The organism is Cohnella fermenti (assembly GCF_004801405.1).
Classification (GTDB): Bacteria; Bacillota; Bacilli; order Paenibacillales; family Paenibacillaceae; genus Cohnella; species Cohnella fermenti.
Window position 1 is genome coordinate 130,369 of record NZ_SSOB01000005.1, and the last position, 26,623, is coordinate 156,991.

Genomic DNA, 26,623 nt, shown 5'->3' on the forward strand with positions numbered 1-26,623 from the left:
CGAAGTCCGCGACTTCGGGAACAGCCCCGTTCCTTCTAATATAGATGTTCGGATGACGACCCTACACCGCCACATGCCGCTGCGAATACTCGTACAGCTTGCGATAGTGCCCGCCCTGCCGCAGCAATTGCTCGTGCGTGCCTTGCTCGACGATCTGCCCGGCGCTCATCACGATAATGCGGTCCGCTTGCCGGATCGTCGACAGCCGGTGCGCGATGACGATCGTTGTCCGGTTCTGCGAGACGATATGCAGCGCCCGCTGGATCAGTTGTTCCGTATGGGAGTCCAGATTGGCGCTCGCCTCGTCAAGGATAAGCACCTGCGGCTTGAACACGATAATTCTCGCGAACGAGACCAATTGGCGTTCCCCGGCGGACAAGCCGCTGCCTCTCTCCGACAACAGCGTATCGTACCCTCTCTCCAGCTTGCGGATCATCGCGTCCGCGCCGACGAACTCGCAAGCGGCGATCGCTTCCTCGCGGGAGATCGTCTCGTCGAACATGCGAATGTTGTCGATGATGCTTCCCGAATACAGGTACGGCTCCTGCTGAACGAGGCCGACCATCCGGTGCAGCTTGGCCTGCGGAATATCCCGCACGTCCGTCCCGTCGATGCGAATGCTGCCCTCGTTGACGTCGTAGAACCGGCACAGCAGGCTGATCAGCGAGCTCTTGCCCGCGCCGGTCGAGCCGACGACGCCGATCTGTTCGCCCGGAGCAATGTGCAGATTCAGGTTGCGAAGGATCGGAAGGCCTTCCTCGTACGAGAACGAGATATTGCGGAAGTCGATCTGCCCACGCGCCCGCGCAAACTCCAGCTCCCGCTCCCGCCTCGATTCCGTCCCGAATTCCGGCTTCGCCGCGTCCCCCTCCGCAGCCTCCTTGTCCTCCACATCCGGCTTGCTGTCCAGCACCGTCCAGATGCGCGAGATCGCGACCGTGGCGGATTGCAGCGTGTTCCACTGCTGGGTAATGGTGTTGATTGGTTGGAAAAACTGACGAATATACGTAATGAACGCATACAGCACGCCGAACTCCAGGTTTTTGCCGAGTACCGCCATGCCGCCGAGCCATGTCACGCAGGCAATCGACAGGTTGCTTAAAATATCGAACGTACGGCCGAACACAACGTTCGTTCGAATCTCTCGCAGGTTCGCCTTGAAGTACAGCCCATTCCGTTCGTCGAACTGCCGCTCCTGCTCCTTCTGCTGGTGGAAGACCTGAATCAGGCTCATTCCGGATAAATTTTCGGCCACGAAGGCTACCATTCTTGACAATCGGGTGCGGGCGAGCTGGTAGGTCGTGCGCATAAACGATCGGAAGGCGATCGCGATAAGCGAGATGACGGGCAGCAGAATCAGGCAGTACAGAGCCAGCGTTGTGTCGAGCTGGAACAGCATGACGAGAATAAACAGAAGCGTAAGGCCGTCGCGGAACAGGCTGAGCAGCACCTGGTTGAACAGTTGGTTCAACGCCTCGGTGTCGCTCGATACGTGCGTAATGAGGCTGCCGCTCGACATCCGGTCGAAGTAGCTCATCGATTGCTTCAGAATGTGGCCGAACAGCCGCTTGCGAATGCTCGAGACGATGTTCTGCCCGATGTGCTGCAGCAGGTTGTTCTGCACATACGCGAAGGCGAAGCTCGACAGCGACAAGCCCAAATAAATCGCGCAGATGACCAGCAGCCCGCCGTAATCGTTCCTCCCCGCGAGCAGATTGTCGTCGATCGCAATCTTCATCAGATAAGGCTGCAGCAGCTCGGACAGAATCGCGACAACCGTGCAGACAAGCACGCCGATAAATCCGAGCAGGTGCTCCCGGCAATACCCGGAGAGCGCCCGGAAGGCCGATACGTATTGCGGCTTCTGTTCCGGCAGGTTCAGGTCCGCCTTCTGATCCATCTGCCAATTATGAATGGCCTGCGGCGGACGCATGGGAATTCCCCTCCTCTTGAATGGCGTACAGCTCCGCATAGAGGCCGCCCTGCTTCAACAGCTCCGCGTGCGTTCCCCGCTGCGTAATGACGCCGCCGTCGAGCACAACGATCATGTCCGCGTGGCGGATGGCGCTGATGCGGTGCGCGATGATGATCGTCGTCCTCCCCTTCCGTTCTCTGCGAATCTCTTCGATAATATGTTGCTCCGTGACCGCATCGACCGCGCTGACGCTGTCGTCGAGAATGAGGATCGGCGCGTTCTTGATGATGCCGCGAGCGAGGCTGGTGCGCTGCCGTTGGCCGCCGGACAGCGTCAGCCCGCGTTCGCCGAGCCGCGTCTCGAACCGATCCGGCAGCTCCGCGATGTTGTCGTAGATCTGCGCGCTGCGGGCGGCGGCCTCCACGCTGTCCAGCGGCTCTTCGCGCCGATAGAAGGCGATGTTGTCCCGAATCGTCGTGCTGAACAGGAAGCCGTCCTGCGGCACGTAAGCGATGCCGCCGCGGAGGCTCTCGAGCGCAATCGCGCGCACGTCCGCATCCCCGTACCGAATCGTGCCGGGAGGCGGGTCGTACGTGCGAAGCAGCAGCTTCATCAGCGTTGTTTTGCCGCTGCCCGTTCGGCCGATGATGCCGAGCGTCTGCCCCGGGCGAACCGTCAGATGAATATTGCGGAGCGCGGGATGGGACGAAGGACCGTAAGCGAACGTCAGATTATCGATGCGGATGGCGGCATTCGTCAGCTCGACCGCTTGGGCGTCGTCCGCCTCGACGATATCCGAGCGCTGCGAGAGCAGCTCGTTCAGCCGCTCGAGCGACGCGCGCGCCCGCTGGATCGTGTTGATGACATTGCCGATTTGCTGCAGCGGGTTCATCAGCATCCGAACGTACAAGGTCAGCGCGACGAAGCTGCCCAGCGTGATCGTGCCCGCAATCGTCAGATACCCGCCGAACGCCAGCGCGGCAATAAGCGCAATCGTGCCGAGGAACGGAACGAGCGCCTGGAAGCACGAAGACACCCGCACAAGCCGGAGCTGCTTGGCGCGGATGCGGTCGACGGTGCGGCCGAACCGTTGCTCCATCACTTCCTCTGCCGCGAACTTCTTCGTGACGCGCACGCCGCCGAACTGCTCCTCCGCCGTCTCCGTCATCGTCCCGAGCGCCTCCTGCACCTCGAGCGACCGATTCCGGATCGCCGGTCCGAGGTAGACGACAATCGCCGGAATGAGCAGCAGCGGCAAGACGGAGGCGGCGATCAGATAATAGGGAATTCCGCCGACGATCATCATCGCCACGGCCGCGAGCAGCAGCATGGTCGCGTTGGCCGTCGAGTTGAAGCCCATCGAGATCGATTCCCGCACCGCCGTCACATCGTTCATGAAGTAGCTGAGCAGCTTGCCGACCCCGTTGCCCGCATAGAAGCGTTCGCTCATCTGCGTGAAGTGCCGGAACAGCCTCCCGCGGACCACGAACTCGAACTTGCGGCCGACGTACATGACCAGATACATCGCGCCGCCGTTAAACAGCACGGTTCCGATGCCGATCGCCAGCAGCAGCAGGCTGTAGTCGACGACAAGCGGTCGCGTCAGCTCGCCTGCCTGCAGCTTATCGGTGAATTGGCCAAGCACGCGGGGAAAATACACATTGATCAGGTTGGAAGTCAAGTGCAGCGATAATGAGAGAACGTAGATCGGCCACGTCTTGCGGAAAAAATCGGCCAATAGACGCTGAGACTTCAAGGTTATCCCTCCCGTTCCGTCGATAGATCAGATGGCCGGTCCCGGTTGGGGGAACTGCATCTCGTACAATTGGCTGTAGCGCCCCCGCCGCTGCAGCAGCTCGTCGTGCGAGCCGCTCTCCGCGATTCGGCCTTGCTCCAGCACGTAGATGCGATCCGCTTGCCGAATCGTCGACAGGCGATGGGCGATCACAAGGCAGGTGCGGCCTTTAAGCAGCAGCGCCAGAGCTTCCTGAATGTGCTGCTCCGATTCGGTGTCCAGCGAAGCGGTCGCTTCGTCGAGAATGACGATTCGCGGATTTTTTAATAATGCCCGCGCAATCGAGATTCGCTGCTTCTGGCCGCCGGACAGCCGGACGCCGCGCTCCCCGATCTGGGTGTCGTAGCCGCCCGGGAACGCCTCGATGAACGCAGCCGCATTCGCCGCCCTCGCCGCGGCAGCCACCTCCTCCTCCGTCGCGTTGGTATTGCCGTAACGGATGTTCTCGCCGATCGTCCCGTTAAACAGCACGATCTCCTGCGAGACGATGCCGATCTGTTCCCGCAGCGAAGCGATCGTGACGTCCTTCAGCGAATAGCCGTCGATCTCGATCTCTCCTGCCTGCGGATCGTAGAACCTCGGGATCAGGTGCGCAATCGTTGTTTTGCCCGAACCCGACGAACCGACAAGCGCGGTGACTTGCCCCGCTTCCAGCTCCAGATTAAATCGCGACAGCACCTCCGCCTCGCGCGAGTAGCCGAATTCCACGTCGCGGAAGACGATATGGCCCCGCACCGGCGGCAGCGTGTCGGCATTGTCCTTCTCCACGATGTCCGCCTTCGTGTTCATCACTTCCATGATGCGCTCGTGCGCCGCCGCCGATTGCTGGATCGTGTTGATGATGCGGCTGACATGACGGATCGGGTTCTGCAACAGCCGCAAGTAAGAGAGGAAGGCGACGATCGTGCCGATCGTCATCTCGCCGTTGATCGCCAGCCAGGCGCCGAATACGAGCACGATCGCGAGGCCGAGGAAGTTCAGCAAGTCGATGATCGGCTCGTAAGCCGCCCGCAGCCGAACGACCCGAATGTTGGCGTCCATATTCCTGCGCGCCCGCTCGGAGAAGCGCTCCGACTCGTAATCCTCGGCCGTGAACGACTTGATCAGCCGGATGCCGGTAAGCGAATTGTGCAGATGATCGCTCACGTCCGCCACCGACTCCTGCACCTTGCGGAAGGAAGAGCGCATCCGCCTGCCGAACAGCCTTGTCGTCAGAATCATAAACGGGAACGTGGCCAGCAGCAGCAGCGTCAGCCGCCAATCGATCCACAGCATATAAAGCGCGATGGCCCCGAAGGTGAAGAAGTCCGTGAACAACTGCATCATGCTCGAAGAGATCATCTGCTGCAGGATGCTGACGTCATTCGTCACGCGCGACATCAGATCTCCCGTGCGGTTACGGTCGAAGAAGCTGACGTCGAGGCTCTGCATATGCCGGTACAGATCGTTCCGGAACTTGTACAGCACCTTCTGCCCGATCGACGCCATCAGCGACGAGCTGACGTAATTCAATGCGCCGAGAGCGACGGCCGCACCGAGCACGCCGCCCCCGATATAGATCAATTCGCCGAGCCGCCGCTCCGGAATCAGACGGTCGATCGTATACTTCGTGAGCTGGGGAACGATAAATTCCAGCAAGGAGATGGCGATGACGCAGCCGATCGCCGCGGCAATGGCGGGCCACTCCCTGCGCGCATGCTCGTAGATTCGCCCGAACATGCCGGCGACGCTCGCCGGCTTGACCTTCTCGCCGGTTCCGAATCTCCCCATTCCCATCCCTCTGCCGGGACGGAACGCTCCGTTCGATGAATAATTGTCGCTCATTCCACCCCTGCTTTCCCGAATCGTGCTTCTTCTCCCTCCTATGTTCGCAGAGCAAATACCGCCCGGGGAGAAGCGAACGCCCAGGCGGTATGGGCAGCAGCATAGCGATAATGCGGCAGAAGGCTCGTTACCCGCGGGCGGCTGCCGTCTCCTGCAGCGACGGCAGGGCCGATGCGGCTTCGCCCGTAATCGCGTCGATCTCGGCCAGCTCCTCCGCGCTCAGCTTCTCGCCCGCCCGGGCGACGGATTCCGTCACATGCTCCGGACTCGAAGCGCCGAGAATCGCCGAGGTAACGGCTTGCTGGCTGAGCACCCAGGTGAGCGCGAGCTGGGCCAGCGTCCAGCCCTTGCGTTCGGCAATCGGCTTCAGCCCTTCCACGATGCGGAAGTTGCGCTCGTTCTCCAGCAGCGGCTTGATGCGCGCTTCGCCGGCCGCGCCGCGCGTTCCGGCCGGAGGCTCGGCGTTGAAGCGGTACTTGCCGGTCAGCAGGCCGCGGCCGAGCGGGCTGTAGACGATAACGCCCACGCCCTCCGACTTGGCGAACGGCAGCAGTTCCCGTTCGGCTTCGCGGGCGATAAGGCTGTACTCCGGCTGCACGCTCTCGTACCGGTGGAGGTTCAGCAGCGCGGAGATGCCGTGCGCTTTGGCAAGCTGCCAGGCGGCGAAGTTGGACGCGCCGATGTATCGCACCTTGCCCTGGCGAACGAGATCGTCCAGCGCGCGCAGCGATTCCTCCAGCGGCGTCTCGCTGTCGAACCGGTGCACCTGGTACAGATCGATGTAATCCGTCTTCAGTCGGCGAAGGCTGTCTTCGACCGCCCGAATGATGTGGTAGCGGCTCTGGCCTTGGTCGTTCGGACCGTTGCCGACACGGCCGTGAACCTTGGTGGCGAGAATGATATTGCGGCGCCGCGCCCCGAGCAGATTGCCCAGAATCGTCTCCGACTGGCCGCCCTCGAGCGGATTGCCGCGATCGCTTCCCTTGCCGTACACATCGGCCGTATCGAGCAGCGTAATTCCGGCGTCCAGCGCCGCATCCAGCACCTCCGCCGACTTCCGCTCGTCGATCCAACGCCCGAACGCCATCGTTCCGAGCGCAACCTCCGACACCTTCAGCCCCGTTCTTCCCAACCGTTTAATCGCAATACTCATGATCGATACACTCCTTTTTCCCCAATGTAGGATTAGATGGACGCAAAAAAACCGGCGAAGCGAGAATACACCGCATCTCCGGTTTACCGGTCGATCCATGATAATTAATCCATATAATCCCGATACATTAACAATGCTATCGTGTCATCGACTATAGCATGGGCGGATTCCCGTTGTCAATCGATTCCGTGTCGAATGGGATACTCAGCCGGCGCCGAACCGATTGACGATCCGTCCGGATTGACGCCCGGATTGACGATCCGGGCAAACGGTGATACATTAACGTTATTATTCCGCTAGGAATTTGTTTATATGGTCCACCAGACTTCTGGAGACGTGCGAACCGACGGCACGCTCCTTTTTTTTGTTGCTTGCTGCCGCCGATCCCCCTCCCCCAGCGTCACATCCCCTCTGCCGGCATTATGCCTCTTCTCCCGCTCGCTCAGAATCAGGGATGAGCATGGAAAACCCGGCAGCGGTCGGGGGCACGGCGATGGTCGACGGTTGGCGGTGGTCCGCATGGTCGACGGTTCGCGGTGGTCAAGCCGCTTCCAGGCGGTTGCGCTCCGTCGATCCGCGCCGCCAAGCAGCATGAACAGGAATGGAGGCAAGAGGTTCGGCAAGAAAAGGTTGGCGCATGAAGGCCGCATGATCCGCAAGGGCGGATTCCTGAGCCGACGGGAGAAGAGGCATAAGCATCCGGAAGGGGGATAGCATTCGTTCGGCAAGCAAACCAGCCCCCAATAAACCAGAAAAGAGGCAACGTCCAATGAGCTCCTCGCAAGACACAAAACAAGCGCACTTCAACGTCTTCCTGCGGGCCGCAGGACACCACGCCGCAGCGTGGCGGCATCCGAGCACAACGCCGGAGCTGACGTTCCAGTTCGACTATTACAAGCGGCTGGCGCTGACCGCCGAGCGCGGGCTGCTCGATTCCGTCTTCATGGCCGACGGCTATGTCGGCACCGGCCGGCGGCTGGAGCCGTTCACGCTGCTGTCCGCCCTTGCGGCGGTCACGACGAACCTCGGCCTGATCGGCACGGTCGGAACGACGTACAACGAGCCGTTCCACGTCGCCCGCAAGTTCGCTTCGCTCGACAGAATCAGCGGCGGCCGCTCCGGCTGGAACATCGTGACCGGCCACACCGACGAGACGGCATTTAACTTCGGCAAGCAATCGCATCTGGAGCATTCCGAACGTTATCGCTGGGCGGAGGAGTTCGTCGAAGTGACCAAGCAGTTGTGGGACAGCTGGGAGGAGGACGCGCTTGTCTTCGACAAGGCCAAGGGCATCCAGTTCGACGACAGCAAACTTCACGAGATTAATTACGAGGGCAAGGTATACAAGGTCAAAGGGCCGCTTAACATCCCCCGCCCGCCGCAGGGCTACCCGGTGCTCGTGCAGGCCGGCTCGTCGGAGAGCGGCAAGGAGCTGGCCGCGCAGACCGCGGAAGTGGTATTCACCGCACAGCCGACGCTTGCCGAAGGCAAGGCGTTCTATGCCGATGTCAAGGGAAGGCTCGCCCGCTACGGCCGCACCCCCGATCAGATTCTCATTCTGCCCGGCTTCAGCCCGATCATCGGCGACACCAGAGCGGAAGCTCAGGAACTTGAAGACGAGTTGAACTCGTTCCACGACATCGACCGCCATATCGCCGCGCTCTCCGAGCGGTTCGGCATCGACCTGACCGGTTATCCGCTCGACGCTCCGGTACCGGAGATTCTGAATCCCAAAGGAATTGAAGACGTGAACGGGAGCAAAAGCCGCCATCAGCTCATCCTTGACATGCTGCGCAGCGATGCCAATCTGACGCTGCGGCAAGTCGTCAACCGGCTGTCCGCCGCGCGCGGACACCTGACCTTCACCGGCACGCCGATCGAGGTGGCCGACGTCATCGAGCAATGGCTCGACGAGCAGGGCGCGGACGGATTTAATCTGATGCCGCCGATTTACCCGGAAGGACTGGATTCGTTTATCGACAAGGTTGTGCCCGAACTGCAGAACCGCGGCCGCTTCCGCACCGCATACGAAGGAGCGACGCTGCGCGAGAACCTCGGACTGGCCGTTCCCGCCAATCGCTTCTCCGCTTCGGCGGCATCCGGCATCGCCTCTGCGAATTAAATCCCCCCATGAACAGGAGAGTGCCGCCATGGCCAAAATCGCCCTTAATCTAACCGAACTGATCGGCAATACCCCGCTGCTGGAGCTGCGCAACTTCAACCGCGAGCTTAACGTCGGAGCGCGGCTGATCGCCAAGCTCGAGTACTTCAATCCGGCCGGCAGCGTCAAGGACCGGATCGGCTTCGCCATGATCCGCGACGCGGAGGAGCGGGGCCTTATCGACCGCTCGACGGTCATCATCGAACCGACCAGCGGCAACACCGGCATCGGGCTCGCCTTCTCCGCCGCGGCGCTCGGCTACAAGCTGATCATCGTCTTGCCGGAGACGTTCAGCGTCGAACGGCGCAAGCTGCTCCTGGCGCTGGGCGCCGAGCTGGTGCTTACCCCGGGGACGGAAGGCATCTCCGGCGCCATCGCCAAGGCCGAGCAGCTTGCCGCGCAGATCCCGAATTCGTTTATCCCGCAGCAGTTCAAGAATCCGGCCAACCCGGAGATTCACCGCCGAACGACCGCGGAGGAGATCTGGCGCGACACGGACGGCGAGATCGACATCTTCGTCGGCGGCGTCGGCACCGGGGGCACGATTACCGGCGTAGGCGAAGTGCTGAAGGCGCGCAAGCCGGAGACGAGAATCGTCGCCGTCGAGCCGGACGCGTCTCCCGTGCTGTCCGGCGGCGTCAAGGGGCCGCATAAGATTCAGGGCATCGGCCCGGGCTTCACGCCGGACAACTTCCATCGCCAGACCGTCGACGAGATTATCCGGGTGAGCGACCAGGACGCGCTGGAGACGACGAGGCTGCTCGCCAAGAACGAGGGGCTTGTCGTCGGCGTCTCCTCCGGCGCTGCCGCGTTCGCGGCCGTCCAAGTGGCGAACCGGCCGGAGAATGCCGGCCGAACGATTGTTGTCCTGCTGCCCGACACGGGAGAGCGCTATCTGTCCACGGAGCTGTACCCGGGCGAGATTATTTGAGGCGACGGGGGAGAAGCGACGGCGGCGTTCAGCCGCCGTGCGCCGCCTCCAGCCTCGCGATAACCGCCTGGGCGAACTGCCCGGTCGTGGCCGCGCCGCCCAGATCCGCCGTCGCGACGCCGGCGGCCAATGCGGCCGCGACCGCGCCGTCCAGCCGCCGACCGATCCCGGTCAGGCGGCTGTCCCCGTGCTTCGCGCCGAGCCAATCCGCCAGCATGGCTGCAGACAGCAGCATGCCGACTGGGTTGGCTTTGTCCTGCCCGGCGATATCCGGCGCGGAGCCGTGCGCCGCCTGCGCCATGGCGATGTCGTCCCCGGCGTTGATCGACGGCGACAAGCCCAGGCTGCCGGTCAATTCGCCGGCCAGATCGGACAGAATGTCGCCGAACAGATTCGTCGTGACGATCACGTCGAATTCCCCGGCGCTGCGCACAAGCCGGGCGGCGGCCGCGTCGACGTGATAATCGTTGACGCGCACATGCGGATACTGCTCCGCCACCTCAAGGCACGTCCGCAGGAACAGCCCGCTGCCGAGCTTGATTACGTTCGCCTTGTGCACGATCGATACGAGCCCGCGCCGCCGCTCGGCGGCCCGGAAGGCTGCGTGGGCGATCCGCTCCGCCGCCCGCCGGGTGAATACGCCGGCCGTCACGACGACGTCCGGCGTTACCTGCCATTCTCCCGAGCCCGCGACCAGGTTGCGGTCGGGATAGAACTCCTCCGTGTTCTCCCGGAAGATGACCAGATCGGCGTCCTTGGCCACGCCGCGCACGCCTTGCAGCGTGCGGCTCGGCCGAATGTTCGCGTACAGGTCGAACCGCTTCCGCAGCTCGCCGCTCGGATTCGTCGCCGCCCGATGCTCCGCCGGATAAGAGGCCGAATCGTGCGGCCCCATCAGCCAGCCGTGGCAGTTGCCCAGCTCGTCCTTCGTCCGCTGCGGCAGCGCCGAGCCATGCTCGCGAATGGCGCCAAGCCCCATCGGCAGCTCCACCGGGTCGAACAGCTCGACCCCGCCGGCCCGCTCCGCCGCCCGCAGCGCCCGCCACGCGGCCGCGACGATCTCCGGACCGATGCCGTCTCCGTACAGAACTCCAAGCCGATATTTGCCGCTTCCGCTCATTGCTTGTCCCCTCCCCTTCAATAGTCCCCGGCACATGCCGGCAAGACGGCAAGACCGGGCCATCCGGCGCCGGCCTTCCTGACGAGACTTGCCTTCATCTTGCTTCCTTAATCTCCCGCGAAATCTCCCGCGCCTTCTTGAATCTCCCTTGCGTCAAGGAGCGCCGAGCGTGCTGCGAAGCGATTCGGCCTTCTGGTTGATCGCCTCTTCCGCATTCCGCAATGCGGTGTTGACGTCGAGCCCGCCGATGGCAAGCCCCTCCGCCGCATCGGTCAGCGCACTCGATACGCCCAGATCGTAAGCGCTCGTATAGTGCTCCTGCAGCGGCTCGCCCACGAACACGTTCTGCACCTTCTTGCCTTGCAGCACCGGAATCTCCGTGCCGTACTCCGCTTCCAGAGCCGGGTTGACGACAGCCGGCACGCGGCCGTTGCGGGACAGAATAAGCTGACCCTCGTCGGACAGAATCTCGGCGATGACCTGGAACGCCTCGTCCTTATGCGGCGAGTTCTTGTTGATCGACAGCGAGTGCACCTGCGCTTCGCGCGTCACGCCAAGCTGGTCCTCGAAGTTCGGCACCGGCGCGATATCCCAGTTGAATTCGACGCCCTGCTGGCGCAGCTCCTCCAGCGGGCCGACCATGTTGGCGAGCCAGGAGGCGCGCATCGCAATCGTCTGGTCCTTCATGAATTGATCGCGGCCATAGTTCCAGAAGTTGTCGGGACCTACATAGCCGGGAATCTCCAGAATCTTCTTCTGCAGCTCGAACGTCCGCAGCCAGCCCGGATCGCTCGACAGCGTGGAATTGCCTTCCGTCCGGTCCGTAATCGACAGGCCGAGCCCCTTGGCCAGGCCGCTCAGGTTGTCGACAGCGAGGCCGACATAGTGAACGCCGTTGACCGTGCGCGTCAGCTTCTTCGCAATCTCGATCACGTCGTCCCAGGTCTGCTGCTCATCGGTCGGGTACGGCACGCCGAACTTGTCGAAAATATCCTTGTTGTAGTACAGCACGTGCTGGTTGGCGTTAAACGGAATGATCCAGATCTGGTCTCCCTTGCCCTTCGTAAGCTCCTGTGCGTAGTTCCACAGAATCGGCTTGATCCGCGACGTATCGAAGCCAAACTTCTCGATATACGGGCGCAGGTCCTCGTAGACGCCCGTCCGAATGATATTCGCGTGCGAGGAGGAGGAGGAATAAATAATGTCCGGCGTGTACGTGGACAGCACTTCTTCATTGGTCGTATTCGCGGCCGGCGTAATCCGTTCGATCGTCACGTTCGGATACTTGGCATGGATGGGATCGGCAATCAACGTATTGAATTCCACATCCGGGAACGTTCCGCTTGTGCTGTAGAACGTCAGGGTCAGCGGCTCGTCGCCCAGCTTCTTGTAGGAGGCCGGTTCCGCAGACGCGGCTGCCGATCCCGAGGCGGCTGCGGGCGAAGCCGACGCTCCGCTCCCGGAGTCCGAGCCGGCTGCCCCTTGCTTGTTGGTGTTCCCGCTGCCGCAGCCGGCGAGCAGGACAATCGCCAGCAGTGCGGCGATCGATAATTTGGCGGATTTCATGTTCATGTCACCTTTCCTTTGCTTGTTTATGACCATACTTGTTCATTGTTCCCGTGCCGTTCCAGCCGTCCGAATCAACAGTCGCGGCAGCTGTGCGCCGTCAACCGATGCATGGCGCTCACCTCCCTTCGCGATCCAAGCGGCCGCGACATGCCTATTCCACCAGTCCCGTTCGCTCGACGCCTTCGATGAACCAGCGCTGCGCGAAGAAGTAAACGATCAGCAGCGGGAAAATAATCAGGAACGACGACGCCATCTTGATCGCTTCTCCGTAGACCGTCATCACGCCCGCGCCTTCGTCGAGCTTCATCTCCGCGGCCTCCCGGGCAAGCGCGATCGACAGCGGCACATCGTGGGAGGTAAACATGAAGATCGACGGCAAGTAGAAGTCGTTCCAATTCCAGACGAAGGCGAACAGCACGACGACAACGATAACCGAACGCGACAACGGCAGCATGACGCGGAAGAACAGCTTGAACGCGCTCGCCCCGTCGATGCGCGCCGCTTCGTCCAGCTCCTTCGGCAGCGTAGAGAAGAACGAGCGGTAGATGATGACGAACATCGCCCCCTTGAGGCCGTGTCCGAACAGCGCCGGCAGAATCATCGGCCACACGGTATCCATCAGCCCGAGGCTCTTGAACATCATGATGGTCGGAAGAATGACGACCTGCGGCGGCATGATGAAGGTAAACAGCAGCATCGTGCCCCAGAATCGCTTCAACGGGAAGTCGAGCCGAGCGAACGCGTACCCCGCAACCGCACAGGAGAACACCTGGAGCGCGGAGACTCCTCCCGCGATCACGAAGCTGAGCAGCAGGCTTTTCCCATAGGACAAATAATCGATTGCCGTCTTGAGATGACCGAGGTAGAGCGACTTGGGCACCCAGATGACCGTCGGATCGAGAATGTTCTTCGCGTCCTTGATCATCGTTGTCGCCATGTACAGAATCGGCTTCAGGTAAATAAACGCGACATTGATCAGAATGATATAGATCACGGTCTTGAACACAATTCCCTGATCGATCTCGCGTCCGACGAGCCGGTACCTGATCCGCTGGAGCATCCGCAGACTCGCCGAAGCCGCCTTGCGCCAACGCTCCGGCGAAGCCGATCGGCCGACCGGCAATCGTTCCAGCAGCTCCCTCGCTGTCTTGGCCATAGCGTTCTCTCCCTTCTAGCGGCGCGTGCCGGACAACGCTCGATCCACCCGGCTGTACAGCAGCAGCGAGAGTCCGACGAACGCCAGAATGATAACGAAATAAATCCATGCCAACGCGCTTGAGCTTCCATAGTTGGCCGTGCTGACCTTGCTTACAATCGGATTCGACGGGAAGGTGAACAGATCGACGACCGTGTACAGAAGATTGAGGAAGATGTACGGCACCAGGCCCGGCAGCGTGATTTTCCAGAATGTATTCCAGGGGCTTGAGCCGTCGATGCGGGAAGCCTCGTACACCGAAGCGGATATCGTCTGACGGCCGGCAAGGAATATCAGGATTTGCACACCGGAATACCAGAGAATAAGCACAAACGAATTCATCACCGTCGTGATCGGCCCCGCCCATCCTCCGGGCACGTATTCCTGCAGATAGGAATCGATCTTGAGCGATTGCAGCACCGACAGCGAGCCTTCTCCCTGGCTGATGAACTCCTGCACAATCTGTCCCGACGAGAAAATGACCGGCAGGAAGAAGATGACGCGGAACAGCGTTCGTCCGGGGAACTTCAGATTCAGCAGAATCGCGACCAGCAGCGAGAAGACAAGAATGATCGGGATCATCACCAGCGCCTGCTTCAGGAACGGGAACAGTTCTTCGTACAGCAGGCTGCCGTTAAGCACCAGAATCTCCCGGTAGTTCCGGAAGCCGATAAAGGTATAGACCACCTTGTCGACCGTAATTTGCACCTGATAGAAGCTCATATATAACGAATAGCCGAGCGGAAAAGCGACAAAGGCGAGAAATCCGAATATCCATGGTGCGATAAAGAGGGTGCCGTCAATCTTCCGCTGCGTCGAAGCCTGCAGCCGTCTGCCCTTGCTCATGATGCCTCGCCTCCCGTAACCGCGACGAAATCCTGGGCGGGAACGTGAAGCCGCCCTTCGTCGTATGCTTGCTCGCCGTAGTTGACAATAATGCGGTAGCCGCCCTCATAGGTCGTCTCGCTGACCTGCGGAGCGAGCTTGCGATGACCGACGATCCGCTTGGCCTGCACCGGGGCGAGCGCCTCGTTCGCCTTGCGGTATTCCTCCGCCAGGGAAGGAAGCCAGTCCTCGGCGTTCATGCTGTAATACCACGCGGAGTAGACGTTCTTCAGGCGGTCCGACGGCGCCGCCGAGAGCACGTAAGACGGGTATGCGCCGTATTCGATCATCTGCAGGAAGTCCGTGTGCGACTCGTTGCGCAGATTCGACCATTGGGACGTGTAAGGGAGCAGGCCGTGAAGCACAATCTGGGCAAAAGGCACCGCGTCGTCCGTATACAGATCGTACGAATCCCCGGCGGCAAGCAGCGGAACATGGTCGATCAGATCGAATGCGTAGGCGTTCGCGCTCGACACGGCGACGGAGCCGAGCGTTGTCTTCGTCTGCTCAAGCACCTCCCGCTGGATGGCGATCGCATCGGCCCGGCTTCCTCCGTAGCGGCTGTTGTAGTCGGTGACGAGCTGCGAGCCGATGCCGCCTTCGAAGCGGATGCCGTCCGCGCCGAGCCGCGCGTACTTCTGCAGGTCGGAGGCGATCGTCTTGCGATAGAAGCCGGCGCTGACGCGCGTCGTGCCCTCGTACAGCTCCTGCACCTCCCCCGACAAGCTGCGCGCGCCGTCGCGGCGATACCAGTAGCCGTCTTCCCCGTTATTGTTGATCGTGTAATCGGCGGTCAGGTATACGGGAATTCCGTAAGCATGCGCGAACTCGATAAACGATCTCATCCCGTCGTCTCCGCCGATTCGGGAATCGACCGGGAAATATCCTCCCTGCTCGCTGTACCCGTCCTGCTGCCAGCCCGCATACTGCACAACGACCCGGCGTATGCCTTGATCGACGATGTTTTGCAGCAGCTTCTTGGCATCCGCGGTCGTCGTCGCCGTTACGTATTCGTCGATCAGAAGTCCCTTGCGCACGTCCGCTCCGATCAGATCCACATACAGCGGAATGTCGGCCGAATCGCCCGTCAGCCCCGTTACCTTCTGCTCGTCGACAAGGTAGCTGCGATAGACGCCCGCCATCCCGACGTAGTCGCTGTCTTCGCCGCCGAGCGGATAATAACGGACGGTTCGCCGCGGCAGTTCGAAGCGCTCCTTGCCGTAAGTGAAGAACCCGGCATCCGTCTTGCGGCTGACGCTCTGGAAGAACCGCTTGCGGTATTGCCATTCCGCCGCAATCCAGTTAAACGAACCGAGCGAGCCCGACGGCGCCGCGAAGACGGACGCGTATGCGGCTCCCTCCGTCACGATGGACACGAAGCCCCGATCGCCCGACTTGAGCCCGAATACCGGCAAGGCAATGCGCTGCCTGTTCGGATCGCTCTGATAGAAGGCGGGATCGCCGCCGTAGATATTGTAGTTATAGGTGGATTGCTCCAGGACGCGATCCTGCTTAAAGCGAATCAACGCGCCGGAGCCGTCGGGAACGAACAGATAGCCGTCCTGCCCTTCCGTCGTCTGTCCGCCGAACAGCGGATACAGCTTGACGTTCAGCAGGCTGTTGTCCCCTTCCCGCAGCCCGTCCTCCAGCAGCGTCGTCTCCACGTAATCGTCCTTCAGCGTCACCTCGAACGGAATCTTGAAGCCGCCCTTCGGCAGCACGAACGTGCCGGAGAAGCCGTCCTCCTTCGTCTCGAGATTGTCCACGTAGCCGCCTTCGTCCGCCAGCCCGACCGTCTTGGAGGCCGACTTGTAGTTGGACAGATTCGCATACTCCACGATGATCGGCGAGAGCAGGTTGTTCTTCCAGACGCCGCCGATCGTCTCCTGCGCCCACTCCTCCGGTTCGGGATAAGAGCGCCAGATCAGGCCGGTCGACTTGCTGACGACCTGGAAGTGCGCCGTTGCCGGGTCGACCAGAAGAGTCAGCTCCGCCGACTCCGCCGCCTTGCGGAAGCCCGCCTCCTGCGGAAGCTCGGGCTTGAACAGAACCGCGTCCGCCGGCACGGCGATCGGCTCGGCCGGCCCCGCCTCGGCGTGGCGGATCTGGGCAATGCGCCATCCCGACCAGGCGAGAATCAGCAGCAGCGCCGCCCCTGCCGCGAGGTAAGCGAGTTGTCGGCCGGTTAGTCGCTTCATCGGATCGCCACCTCCTGGTAAATCGAATAAAGAAAGTCGATCAATTCGCCGCTCAGGCTGAAGAAGATAAAGATCAGGACGCCGATCATCGCCATGGTCAGCAGCGAGAACAGCAAGTTAAGCAGCGCTTCTCCGACGTTGTAATTGTGAATGCCCTGCACCATCCAGAAGAACTGCAAGGCCGTCCATACGAGCATAACCAGATGCAGGAAGTCAAAGATGGACTTCTCGGACAGCGTCAGCGCATGGGAGAACAAGGTCAGCGGCAAGCCGATCGCGATGAGCGGGAGAAGCGCGTAAGAGCTGCCGTAGAACACATCCCGGAAGCGGCCTTCGCCTCTCATCAGCGAACCGACCAGATAGTTCGAGACGACCCAGCCCAGCCACAGCACTCCGAATTGCGCGAGCAGAGGCCCGAGATCGACGCCCGTGTAGAGGTCCCGGTTAAACGTGAAGCTCGTTCCCGCCTCAATGGCGGAGAACGCGGCCGCGACGGCGGCGAGCACGATCAGACTGCTCAGCAGCCCCGCCTTGCCCTGATAGCGAATCGCATGGTAGCCGTCAACCGGGTGCTTCACCAGCGTTCCGAGGTGCTGCAATTGCAAAGCGAGCTTGCGCTTCGGACGCAGCCGCTCCTGCAGAAGACGGCGCCATCTGCGGTTGCGCGTGAAGCGCCGGAACAACAGAACGGCCGCGGCAAGAGCCGCCGTCAGATTGATCCAGAACGCGAAGTGCCGCTGGAACCACACGAGCCGCACCTGCCAGAATGCGTCGGAATAGCCTTTGACCGTGCCCGACTTGCCGAACAGCTCCTGTGCCCGCGCATAGTCCTCGCGCTTGTAGGCTGCTTTGGCCAACCCGATAATCGCCGGCGTATAATAGGCGTTCTGACGATACACCTCCTGCCAGATCGGCTCGCTCTCCTCGTAGCGGCCGTCCCTTGTCAGCCGGTTGGCCCGATGAACAAGCGCCCCGAACTCCGTCGTCTCCAGTCGCTGGATCATCCCGTTGACGCCGTCAAGGATAAGCAGATTGCCGAACGAATCCGCCGCGACGGCCGAAGGGGCGTCGACGATGCCGAACTTGGATATCCCCTGCGGATGCTCTCCGTCCCAGAAGAACAGCAGGTTGCCATCGCCGTCATATTGACTGATCGTGCCGTTCAGCGCATCGATCGTCGTGAAGTTGCCGTCCCGATCGACGGATACGTCCTGCAATTGCACGCCGAGCACAACGGACGGCTTCGCCGCCGCGCTTGCGGTCGTCGTGACCGCGGATGCCTGCGAAGCCGCCGCTCTGCTGCCGCGGTCTTCGCCGAAGCTCTCCCCGAACTGAAGGTTGCCGGCCGAGAACTCTCCCCCGGTCTCCAACTGGTTCAGGCCGGCAATGTTGAATTTCTTGATCTGCTCTTCCCGGATGTCCTTGGTTACCGTATAGATGAAGCCGTCCCCGTCGATCGTCGTATTGACGATGGCGCCGGGGAGCTTGCTCAGCTCGCGCAGGTACATCTCCCGAGGATATACTGCCCGCTTGAAGGCGTCGAACAAGGAGAACGCGACCTCGTTGGCGCCGAAGAACGTCTCGAAGCGCCCCTCCGGATCGAGCATCAGGAGACCCTGGAATGCGCCGAGCGTCGTTATGTACAGGAATCCGCGCTTATCCACGACCAGCTTGGTCGGCTGGTACTTCAGCGATTCGGGCAGATAGCTCGAATTCGGCCGCGGGTATTCGCGAAGCAGGCGGCCCCGGGCGTCCAGCTTGACGACGCGCTGGTTGCCGGTGTCGGCCACATACATATTGCCGGCATCGTCGACGAACAGCCCGTTCGGCTGGCTGAGCGGACTCTCCGGCACCGCGAACGAGGCAAGCAGCCGCCCGGCGGAGCTCAGCTTCACGATCCGATTGTTGCCCGTATCCGCGACGTAGATGTTATCGTCCGCGTCGACGAACAGGTCCTGCGGAATGCTGAGAACGTCGGACGGCGGCTCCGTCCCTCCCTCTTCCTCTCCCGCTTCCGCGTCTCGTTCCGTTCCCGTCTCGCCGACAAGAGTCGGTCCAATCAGATCCCCCGGCCGATAGGCGGACTGAATCTGATAATATTGCCCGTACGAATCCTTGTAGTACGTCGAATACGGGGAGAAGGTATCCGCCGCGGCCCGCTCCGGCAGCGCCGCCGCCGACAAGGCGACAGCAGCGAGGAGCGTTGCCATGGCCCGTTGCCACTTCATCTTCTTCATTGCCGAACCCGCCCCCCGATTCACTTGATGCCGGAATGAACCATCGTATCGATGACTCTCCGCTGCAGGATGATAAAAAAGATAAGATTCGGCGCCAGCACAATAAGCGTAGCTACCGCCGCTGCGCCTTGGCGCGCGACATTGTTGGCCAGATTGCTCGTCAACGTCGACAGGAAGTACGGGAAGGTCTTCATATAGTCGTCCTGCATGAAGTAAGACGACGTCTCGAGATTGCTCCATGAATTCTGGAACGACAGAATCGCTACGGTAGCGACGGCAGGCATGCAGACCGGCACCGCGATCTTCAGGAACAGCCCGAATTCGGTCGCTCCGTCGATGCGCGCCGCCTCCAGCAGCGCGTTCGGAATTTGCTCCATGAACTGCTTAAGCAGGAACACCCCGACCGGGAGCGCCAACAGAGGCAGAATATGACCCGGATAGGTGTTCATCAGGCCGAGGCCGCTGACGACCAGATAACGCGGAATCTGCACCACCTCCGGCGCGAACATCAGCATCAGCACAATCGTTGCGAACAGGATTTTCCGGCCGGGGAAGGGCTGCTTGGCGAGAGCATACCCGCACATCGCGCTGATGATCGTCGTCAGCAGGACGGTCGCGGCGGAGATGAGGATGCTGTTGAACAGGTAACGGGAGATCGGAATAATCGAACCGGACGTAATTTGAGCCAGCTCGATAAAGTTCTGTGTCGTCGGACGCCTGACGATAAACTCCGGCGGATACACGAACAGCTCGTCGTAAGGCTTGAAGGCGTGACTGACGATAAACACGATCGGCAGCAGCATAAATACGGCGAACAGCAGCATGACGACGACGAACAACAGGCGCGGCAACGTGAAGCGCCGAATGGAATTCCGCAGAAGGACGTTCACGCCTCATTCTCCCCCGTCCCGAACAATCTCCAGCTCAGCCGATTGGATACGTACATCAGCAGCAGCAGGAATACCGAGATCGCCGCCGCGTAGCCCATCTCGTAACGGATGAATCCGAAATCCTGAATGTGGTTGACGATCAGGTTGCCTGCGTATTGCGGCGTCGGATTCACGCCGGACAATTCCACGCCGATGTTGCCGGCCCGCAGCGTAGTGACGATCGCCATCACGCAGCCGAACAGCATCTGCGGCTTCATCGACGGAATCGTCAAGTACCACAGCTCCTGAAGCCGGCTGCGCACGCCGTCGATTCGCCCCGCTTCGTAAAGCTGCGGGTCGACGTTCTGAATGCCGGCCAGCATCGCGAGGAAGCCGACCCCCATGCTGGCCCACAGCGAGACGACGATCATCGAACCCATAATCAGCTTCGGATCGGTTACCCATAGCTTGGGCACGTCGATCAAGCCGTTGTTCAGCAGGAAGCTGTTCAGATAGCCGATGCGATCGCCGGAGAGCAGCGGCAGCCAGATGATCGTCATCGCCGTGCCCGCGGTGAGCGATGGCGCATATACCGCCAGCGCCACCCACTTGCGCAGCCCCTTGCCGAGCAGCGAGATCAGCCATGCCAGCAAGAATCCGGCGACGTAGCCGCCGGGCCCGACGATAATCGCATACTTGAACGTATTGGGGAGCGCATATTGCAGGAACAGCAGATCCTGCGACAGCAGGTATTGGAAGTTGCTCCAGCCGATGAATCGCGGCGGCTCGATGCCGTTGTAGTAGGTGAAGCTTAATCCGACGGCCATCGCGACCGGAACGACGATAAACGCAATAAAGACGAGGGTAAACGGCGCAACGAACAGATAAGAGATGCGATAAGACCAGATTCTAGTCCACATGCGATTCGATTCCTTCCCACGGCTTGTCGACGACCGGAAGGCTCATCGTCTTGAGCCGATTGCCATTCTTGTCGACGTAACCGAATTCTTGCTGCTTGCGGAGAAGCTCCCGATTGACGTCGCGGATCGTCTGCTCCAGAGAAGCGCGGTAGTTGACTTTGCTAATGACGGTGCGCCCCCAGGCGTTGTTCAGCTCCCGGGTCAGGAAGTACCCTCCCGGCACGTTCGGGATGTCCTTGTACCAGCGCCATTGCTCCAGAATGACCTCGGCGTCTTCCCGCTTCCATGGAAGCTGCTTAAACGCTTCGACGTTGGCGGTGTTCCAGCGGAAGGCGATGCCGTTGATCGCCTCAAGATCCTCCCCGTATTGCTTCTGCACGTCTGCGGACGACCACCACTGGAGGAATTGCCAAGCCTCCTCCTTCTTCTCCGAGCGCTCGAAGATGACATCGGTCTGCTGGCCGCCGCCGGCCCACCGGGTAATTGTTCCGTCCGCCTGCTTGGTGCCGGGCATCGCGGCGATTGCCCAGCGGCCGTTAAGCTCGGGCGCAGCGGCCGCCAACTGGACGTACGTGTTGTAATTGGATATTCCGATCGGCATCGTGCCGTCGCGGAAGTGCTCGTAGAAGCTGGGCACCTCCTTCTCGACCGCATACGTCGTGAACAGGTCCGTCCATTGCTTGAACGCGCGGAATGCTTCCGGCGAATCCAGAGCCGTCTTCACCCCTCCATCCTCGTAGAAGTCAACGCCGCCGTTATAGAAGTATTGCGTGAACTGCGTCGGGTCCAGATAGAAGTTCAAGGCGTTCTGCTGCAGCGTCGGCAGCAGCGCGTACACGTCGTCCCAGGTTTGCGGAACGTCAAGGCCAAGCCGGTCGAGAATGTCCTTGCGATAGAACAGCACCTGGAACGACTGCGTCTCCGGCAAGGCGTAATAGCCTCCGTCGTAATAAAGCGGCAGCCACGAGCCCGGACCGTACTGCCCGTAGACGGACTCGAACCCGTCAAGCTGCGACAGATCCTGCAGGCTTCCTCTGATCGCGAGATCGACGGGCAAGTCCTGGGGCAGCCCGAGCGCCACGTCGGGCTGCACGCCCGCCGCGTTGGAGAGCAGCAGCAGCTCCTGATTGGCGATCAGGTTCACCTTGACCCGGATGCCGGTTGCAGGCGTAAATTCTTCGTCCGCCAATTGCTGCAATTGATCGACATAATCCCGCCCGCGCAGCACCCAGATGTTCAGCTTGGCTTCGTCCAGGTCCGCCACGCTGTCGCGAGTGTCGAACGAGTAGGCGAAGTTCTGCACGCCGCCCGTCAGCTTCCGCCACCACGACGCCTTCATCGCCGGGAATTTGGCCCGCTCCGGCGCGATATAGATCTCGTCGAGCTGCAGCCCTTGATCCAGCAGAGAGTCGGTGGAGGAGCTCAGCTTCTCGCGAATTGAGGCTATCTCTTCAAGATGGTAAGGAAGCTCCTCCGGCTTCTTGAGAATCGTGCGAATTTGCTTGGCGCCGGCTTGCAGCGCCTGGCTTACCGCATCCGATCCGCCGTTGACAAGCACGGAGTCGTCCGCAAGCCGGTCCATTCGCTCCTGCAGCTCCCGCAGCTCTCCCGGCAAGCTTGGGTAATCCCGCTCCGGCACCCACGTCCGGTTGCGATCGATAACGGCGCCCGCGAGCCCGCGCAAGTCCCAGCTTGCGGCATCGAGCTCGTCGGACAACGTCTGAATGCCCTCGAGCAGCGGCTGCACCGGCGCATGCGTGACGGCCAGCGAGATCGTATGGCTTCCCTTCTTCAAATAAACGAGGTACGGCTCGCCTTCATCGTCCTCGACAACCCTGCCCTTCCAGCTTGCGGTGTACGGGAAAGCGAAGGCCGCGAATTCTTGGAACGGAACGGCGCCGTCGATCCGAATGGTGCGGAACGAGGTCTTGCGCGACACCAGGTTCTGCTTCGTGCGGAAGGCGAACTTGTAGGCTCCGTCCTCCGGAACCTCGAACGTCCATACAATCTCCTGATTCTGTTCCACCCAACGGATTCCGCCGACCGTGTTGTAGGTAATTCTCCCTTCGTTGCGAGGGACGCTGCGCGGATCGCGATCCGAATACAGCTTGATGGCCGTATCGTTCTTGTAGGCGAAGTCTTCCGCCTGCAGCGTCTGCGCCTTCCCTTGCAAGCCATCGCCGGAATCGGGATAGGCGGCGGCAACCTCGGCATAAGCCGGCACCGGCTCGGCGGGGGTCAGGTCGATTCGTTCGATCGCAACCGGCTCGCTGCCGGTGAAGCGGAGAATGTGGCGGCCCTGCGTCAGAAGCCACTGCAACGGCTCGGAGTAGCCGCCGGACGAATCGAGCAAGGGAGCAACGCTCCAATCCGACACATCCTCGGAACGCGGGCGGATCTGGTCGCCGTCGGCATTCGTCAGAATCGGCCGGCTGTCCTTCCAGACGCGGTACAAGGCCGTCGACGAGGATTCCGCGAACGGACGCTCGCCGTCGACGTCAACCTCCCACAGGATCGGGGCTACGCCCTCGCCCGCAATCGGATCGTAAGCGACGCGAATCTCGTAGAGCGCCGTCTCCGGCACATTCACTTCATATTCGACCCAGCCTTTATCCGCGGCATGCCAGACGAGAACTCCCGACTTGCCGGCATATCCGCCCACCTTCAACTGCTTGGCATCCGATACGTTCAGCGGAAGCGCGGCAGCGATCGATACGGCGGTCGACGCCGGCGCGAAGCCTTGCTCCGCCCATTCTTCCTTGCGTTTGGCGTAGGACACCTCCCGCGTGATCAAGCCGGACGCTTCTCCTGCGCTCTGAACGGCGCCCGAATCGGCTGACGCTCCCGCAGCCTCCGCTTCCCCGGCGGACAAGGCCGCAGCCGGAGCTTGGAAGACAAGCGCCATAATCAGGAGCGCGGCATACGCTCGTTTCCTTAATCGACGGTTCACCCAGAAGCGATAGTTCACCTTGCCATCCCCCCTCTGTTAAGTTCTCTAGTCCGCGAACCGTTCGCCGGTGTCAGGGTGGAAAAACAGCGTCTTGAGCGAGTCGATGCCGAGGCGCACGCTGGCGCCGGGCTCGAAGCGAACGGAGGGGCTGACGCGGGCGGAGAGCAGTTGTTCCTGGCCGATGTCGAGGTAGATGAACCGGTCGGCGCCCATCAGCTCCGTGAACCGATACTTCCCGGTAATGACGGCGTCCGAGAACAGCGCTTCGAGGCTGATGTTCTCAGGGCGAATTCCGAGGAGCACGGTGCGGTCGACTCTCTCGTGCTTGCGCAGCAGCTCGGCGTTCGCCTCGTGAATTGCGATGCGCAGCCGGGAAGTGACGAATTCCAGATCCCCGCGCGCATTCGCCTGAATGCGCCCTTCGATCAGATTGATCTGCGGCGAGCCGATGAACCCGGCCACGAACGTGTTGCTCGGCAGCGAATAGATGCGCTCCGGCGTATCGATCTGCTGAATGATGCCGTCCCGCATGACGACGATTCGATCGGCCATCGTCATCGCCTCCGCCTGATCGTGCGTCACATAGATAAAGGTTGTCTTCAGATCCTGGTGCAGCTTGATGATCTCCATCCGCATCGTAACCCGCAGCTTGGCGTCCAGGTTCGACAGCGGTTCGTCCATCAGGAACAGCTTCGGATTGCGCACGATCGCCCGGCCGAGCGCCACGCGCTGCCGCTGGCCGCCCGAGAGCTGCCTGGGCTTGCGGGACAGGTAGGATTCGATCTCCAGAATGCGGGATGCCTTCTTCACGGCAAGCTCGATCTCGTACTTGGGCAGCTTGCGCATGCGCAGCCCGAACGCAATGTTCTCGAAGACGCTCAGGTTAGGGTACAGGGCGTAATTCTGGAACACCATGGAGATGTCCCGATCCTTCGGCGGCAGATGGTTGACCAGTTGATCGTCGATGTAGATTCCGCCCTCCGTAATCTCCTCCAGCCCGGCGATCATCCGCAGCATGGTTGACTTCCCGCAGCCGGACGGACCGACGAATACGATAAATTCCTTGTCGCGGATATCCAGATTAAAGTCCTTCACAACCGGATGCTTCTCCTTGCCGTAATGCTTGTAGACATGCTCAATTCGAATATTCGCCATAGAATTCCGCTGTCTCCCTTGTTCCCGCGACGTCAAAAAAAACGGAGACCTTCCGCAGGATTCTTAAGAATTCCTGCTGACTGTCTCCGTTGGAACGGTCGCTGTGCGATAATGTCGATAATACCGATTAACTTTGTTTGAATTAGGAATGGGCCTACTATATCAAGCCCTTTTCGGTTTTGTCAACCACGAAATGAAATTTGGCAATTGGTTCGCAAATGGATTGACGGAAGCAAAAAGTTGAGCTAATATTCGAGTAAACAGATGGGAAATATCGATAATCAGTCGAGATACCGGTCAACCGGATTCATGGCGACAAAGCCGCGAATCCGGTTTTTTGTCGTCTTCGCGAGCTAACATTCATTCAATCACATTCATTCAAGGAGAGATGTTCGAGATGGGACAACAACGCAAGCAAGCTCACTTTAACGTATTTCTGCGCGGCTCCGGCCATCATGCCGGCGCCTGGAAGCATCCGGACGCCGAGACCGGCACCGATCTGGACCTCGCTTATTATGCGAAGCTGGCGGGGATCGCGGAGCGCGGACTGTTCGATTCGCTGTTCATGGCGGACAACTATTCCGGGCTGGGGCGTCGGCTTGAACCGTTCACGCTGCTGTCCGCGCTGGCGGCGCAGACGAAGCACGTCGGCTTCATCGCCACGGTCGGCACCACATATAACGATCCGTACCACATTGCCCGCAAGTTCGCCTCGCTCGATCATATCAGCAAGGGGCGCGCCGCATGGAACATCGTCACCGGCCATTCGCAGGCGGATGCCGACAACTTCGGACGTCCGGGGCATCCCGAGCATTCCACGCGCTACGATATCGGCACCGAATTCGTGGAAGTGACCAAGCAGCTATGGGACAGTTGGGAAGAAGACGCGCTGATCTATGACCGCGACAACGAGCGACAGATCGATCATTCGAAGATTCACGAGATCAACTTCCAAGGCAAATACTTTAACGTCAAAGGCCCGCTCAACATTCCCCGGCCGCCGCAGGGATATCCCGTGCTCGTGCAGGCCGGCTCGTCGGAGAGCGGCAAGGAGCTTGCCGCCCGCTCGGCGGAGGTGATCTTCACCGCGCAGCAGACGCTCGGCGCGGCGAAGGAGTTCTATACCGACGTCAAATCCCGGCTGATCCGGTACGGCCGTACGCCGAACGAGCTGCTGATCATGCCGGGCTTAAGCCCGATTGTCGGCGACACCGAAGCGGAAGCGCGCGACTTGCAGGAGGAGCTCGATTCGCTTGTCGATTCCAGACATTCGCTGAAGCGGCTGTCCAACTATTTTACCGTCGACCTGTCCGAATACGATCTGGACGATCTCGTGCCGGTAGACAAGTCGAAGCCTTACGGCTTCTCGCAGAACGGCATCTCCAGCCGTCACGAAGCGGTCGTCGACGCGGCGATTCGCGATAAAATGACGATTCGCCAGTTCCTCAGCCGCAGCTATGCGGGTCACGGCCACGTCTCCTTCACCGGCTCCGTGCTGCAGGTTGCCGACTTCATCGAGACGTGGCTCGCCGAGAACGGCGCCGACGGCTTCAACATTCTGCCGCCGCTCTATCCGGTCGGCTTCGATGCGTTCGTCGACAAGGTCGTGCCCGAGCTGCAGAACCGCGGCTTGTTCCGCACGGAATACGAAGGAACGACACTGCGCGACCGGCTCGGGCTGGCGCGTCCGGCCAACCAGCACAAGCGGCTCTGGGCGCTCGGCCGGGAAGCCAACTAATCATTTGT

Annotated in this window: 17 protein-coding genes; 3 read left to right on the forward strand and 14 right to left on the reverse strand. The window is 60.9% G+C overall.

Annotated features, from left to right (window positions below; all coding sequences use genetic code 11):
• Positions 1-61 precede the first annotated feature (61 nt).
• From E6C55_RS05395 to E6C55_RS05410, 4 genes are all read right to left on the reverse strand, one after another.
• The gene (locus tag E6C55_RS05395) at positions 62-1,900 is read right to left on the reverse strand and encodes an ABC transporter ATP-binding protein (protein WP_407923687.1); all 1,839 of its coding nucleotides are present in this window, start codon (positions 1,898-1,900) and stop codon (positions 62-64) included.
• 7 nt (positions 1,901-1,907) lie between these two features.
• Positions 1,908-3,671 carry an ABC transporter ATP-binding protein gene (locus tag E6C55_RS05400; protein ID WP_136368770.1) on the reverse strand — a complete coding sequence of 588 codons (1,764 nt, stop codon included), beginning with the start codon at positions 3,669-3,671 and terminating at the stop codon, positions 1,908-1,910.
• Between the two features lie 27 nt (positions 3,672-3,698).
• Positions 3,699-5,534, reverse strand: a complete 1,836-nt coding sequence (locus E6C55_RS05405; protein WP_136368771.1) for an ABC transporter ATP-binding protein — start codon at positions 5,532-5,534, stop codon at positions 3,699-3,701.
• Between the two features lie 127 nt (positions 5,535-5,661).
• Positions 5,662-6,687: an aldo/keto reductase gene (locus E6C55_RS05410; protein ID WP_136368772.1), complete on the reverse strand. Its 1,026-nt coding sequence runs from the start codon at positions 6,685-6,687 to the stop codon at positions 5,662-5,664.
• Between the two features lie 769 nt (positions 6,688-7,456).
• Here E6C55_RS05410 and E6C55_RS05415 point away from each other — a divergent pair.
• Positions 7,457-8,809 (forward strand): LLM class flavin-dependent oxidoreductase, encoded by a 1,353-nt coding sequence (locus E6C55_RS05415; protein ID WP_136368773.1) that lies wholly within the window; start codon positions 7,457-7,459, stop codon positions 8,807-8,809.
• A 28-nt stretch (positions 8,810-8,837) separates the two neighbouring features.
• Complete coding sequence (gene cysK / locus E6C55_RS05420) at positions 8,838-9,779, forward strand: cysteine synthase A (RefSeq protein WP_136368774.1); 942 nt, start codon at positions 8,838-8,840, stop codon at positions 9,777-9,779.
• Positions 9,780-9,807: 28 nt separating this feature from the next.
• Here cysK and E6C55_RS05425 read toward each other — a convergent pair whose 3' ends face one another.
• The 10 genes from E6C55_RS05425 to E6C55_RS05470 all read right to left on the reverse strand — a co-directional run bounded on the left by E6C55_RS05425 (position 9,808) and on the right by E6C55_RS05470 (position 24,877).
• Positions 9,808-10,899 (reverse strand): isocitrate/isopropylmalate dehydrogenase family protein, encoded by a 1,092-nt coding sequence (locus E6C55_RS05425; RefSeq protein WP_136368775.1) that lies wholly within the window; start codon positions 10,897-10,899, stop codon positions 9,808-9,810.
• 153 nt (positions 10,900-11,052) lie between these two features.
• A complete protein-coding gene (locus E6C55_RS05430) occupies positions 11,053-12,471 on the reverse strand; it encodes an ABC transporter substrate-binding protein (protein WP_168735472.1) in 1,419 nt (472 codons plus the stop codon).
• A 148-nt stretch (positions 12,472-12,619) separates the two neighbouring features.
• Positions 12,620-13,624 (reverse strand): carbohydrate ABC transporter permease, encoded by a 1,005-nt coding sequence (locus tag E6C55_RS05435; RefSeq protein ID WP_211093526.1) that lies wholly within the window; start codon positions 13,622-13,624, stop codon positions 12,620-12,622.
• 15 nt (positions 13,625-13,639) lie between these two features.
• A complete protein-coding gene (locus E6C55_RS05440) occupies positions 13,640-14,509 on the reverse strand; it encodes a carbohydrate ABC transporter permease (protein ID WP_136368777.1) in 870 nt (289 codons plus the stop codon).
• Positions 14,506-16,746 carry a DUF5696 domain-containing protein gene (locus tag E6C55_RS05445; protein WP_136368778.1) on the reverse strand — a complete coding sequence of 747 codons (2,241 nt, stop codon included), beginning with the start codon at positions 16,744-16,746 and terminating at the stop codon, positions 14,506-14,508. The genes E6C55_RS05440 and E6C55_RS05445 overlap by 4 nt, the downstream gene beginning before the upstream one ends.
• The gene (locus E6C55_RS05450; RefSeq protein WP_136368779.1) at positions 16,743-18,983 is read right to left on the reverse strand and encodes a YIP1 family protein; all 2,241 of its coding nucleotides are present in this window, start codon (positions 18,981-18,983) and stop codon (positions 16,743-16,745) included. Before E6C55_RS05450 ends, E6C55_RS05445 begins: the two co-directional genes overlap by 4 nt.
• Before the next feature lie 20 nt (positions 18,984-19,003).
• The gene (locus tag E6C55_RS05455; RefSeq protein ID WP_230986553.1) at positions 19,004-19,873 is read right to left on the reverse strand and encodes a carbohydrate ABC transporter permease; all 870 of its coding nucleotides are present in this window, start codon (positions 19,871-19,873) and stop codon (positions 19,004-19,006) included.
• Positions 19,870-20,772 carry a carbohydrate ABC transporter permease gene (locus E6C55_RS05460; RefSeq protein WP_136368780.1) on the reverse strand — a complete coding sequence of 301 codons (903 nt, stop codon included), beginning with the start codon at positions 20,770-20,772 and terminating at the stop codon, positions 19,870-19,872. Before E6C55_RS05460 ends, E6C55_RS05455 begins: the two co-directional genes overlap by 4 nt.
• A complete protein-coding gene (locus E6C55_RS05465; protein ID WP_230986554.1) occupies positions 20,762-23,740 on the reverse strand; it encodes an extracellular solute-binding protein in 2,979 nt (992 codons plus the stop codon). The genes E6C55_RS05460 and E6C55_RS05465 overlap by 11 nt, the downstream gene beginning before the upstream one ends.
• 27 nt (positions 23,741-23,767) lie before the next feature.
• A complete protein-coding gene (locus tag E6C55_RS05470; protein ID WP_136368781.1) occupies positions 23,768-24,877 on the reverse strand; it encodes an ABC transporter ATP-binding protein in 1,110 nt (369 codons plus the stop codon).
• Positions 24,878-25,274: 397 nt separating this feature from the next.
• On the opposite strand from E6C55_RS05470, the gene E6C55_RS05475 reads away from it, so the two are divergent.
• A complete protein-coding gene (locus E6C55_RS05475) occupies positions 25,275-26,615 on the forward strand; it encodes an LLM class flavin-dependent oxidoreductase (protein ID WP_136368782.1) in 1,341 nt (446 codons plus the stop codon).
• The last annotated feature ends 8 nt before the right edge of the window (positions 26,616-26,623 follow it).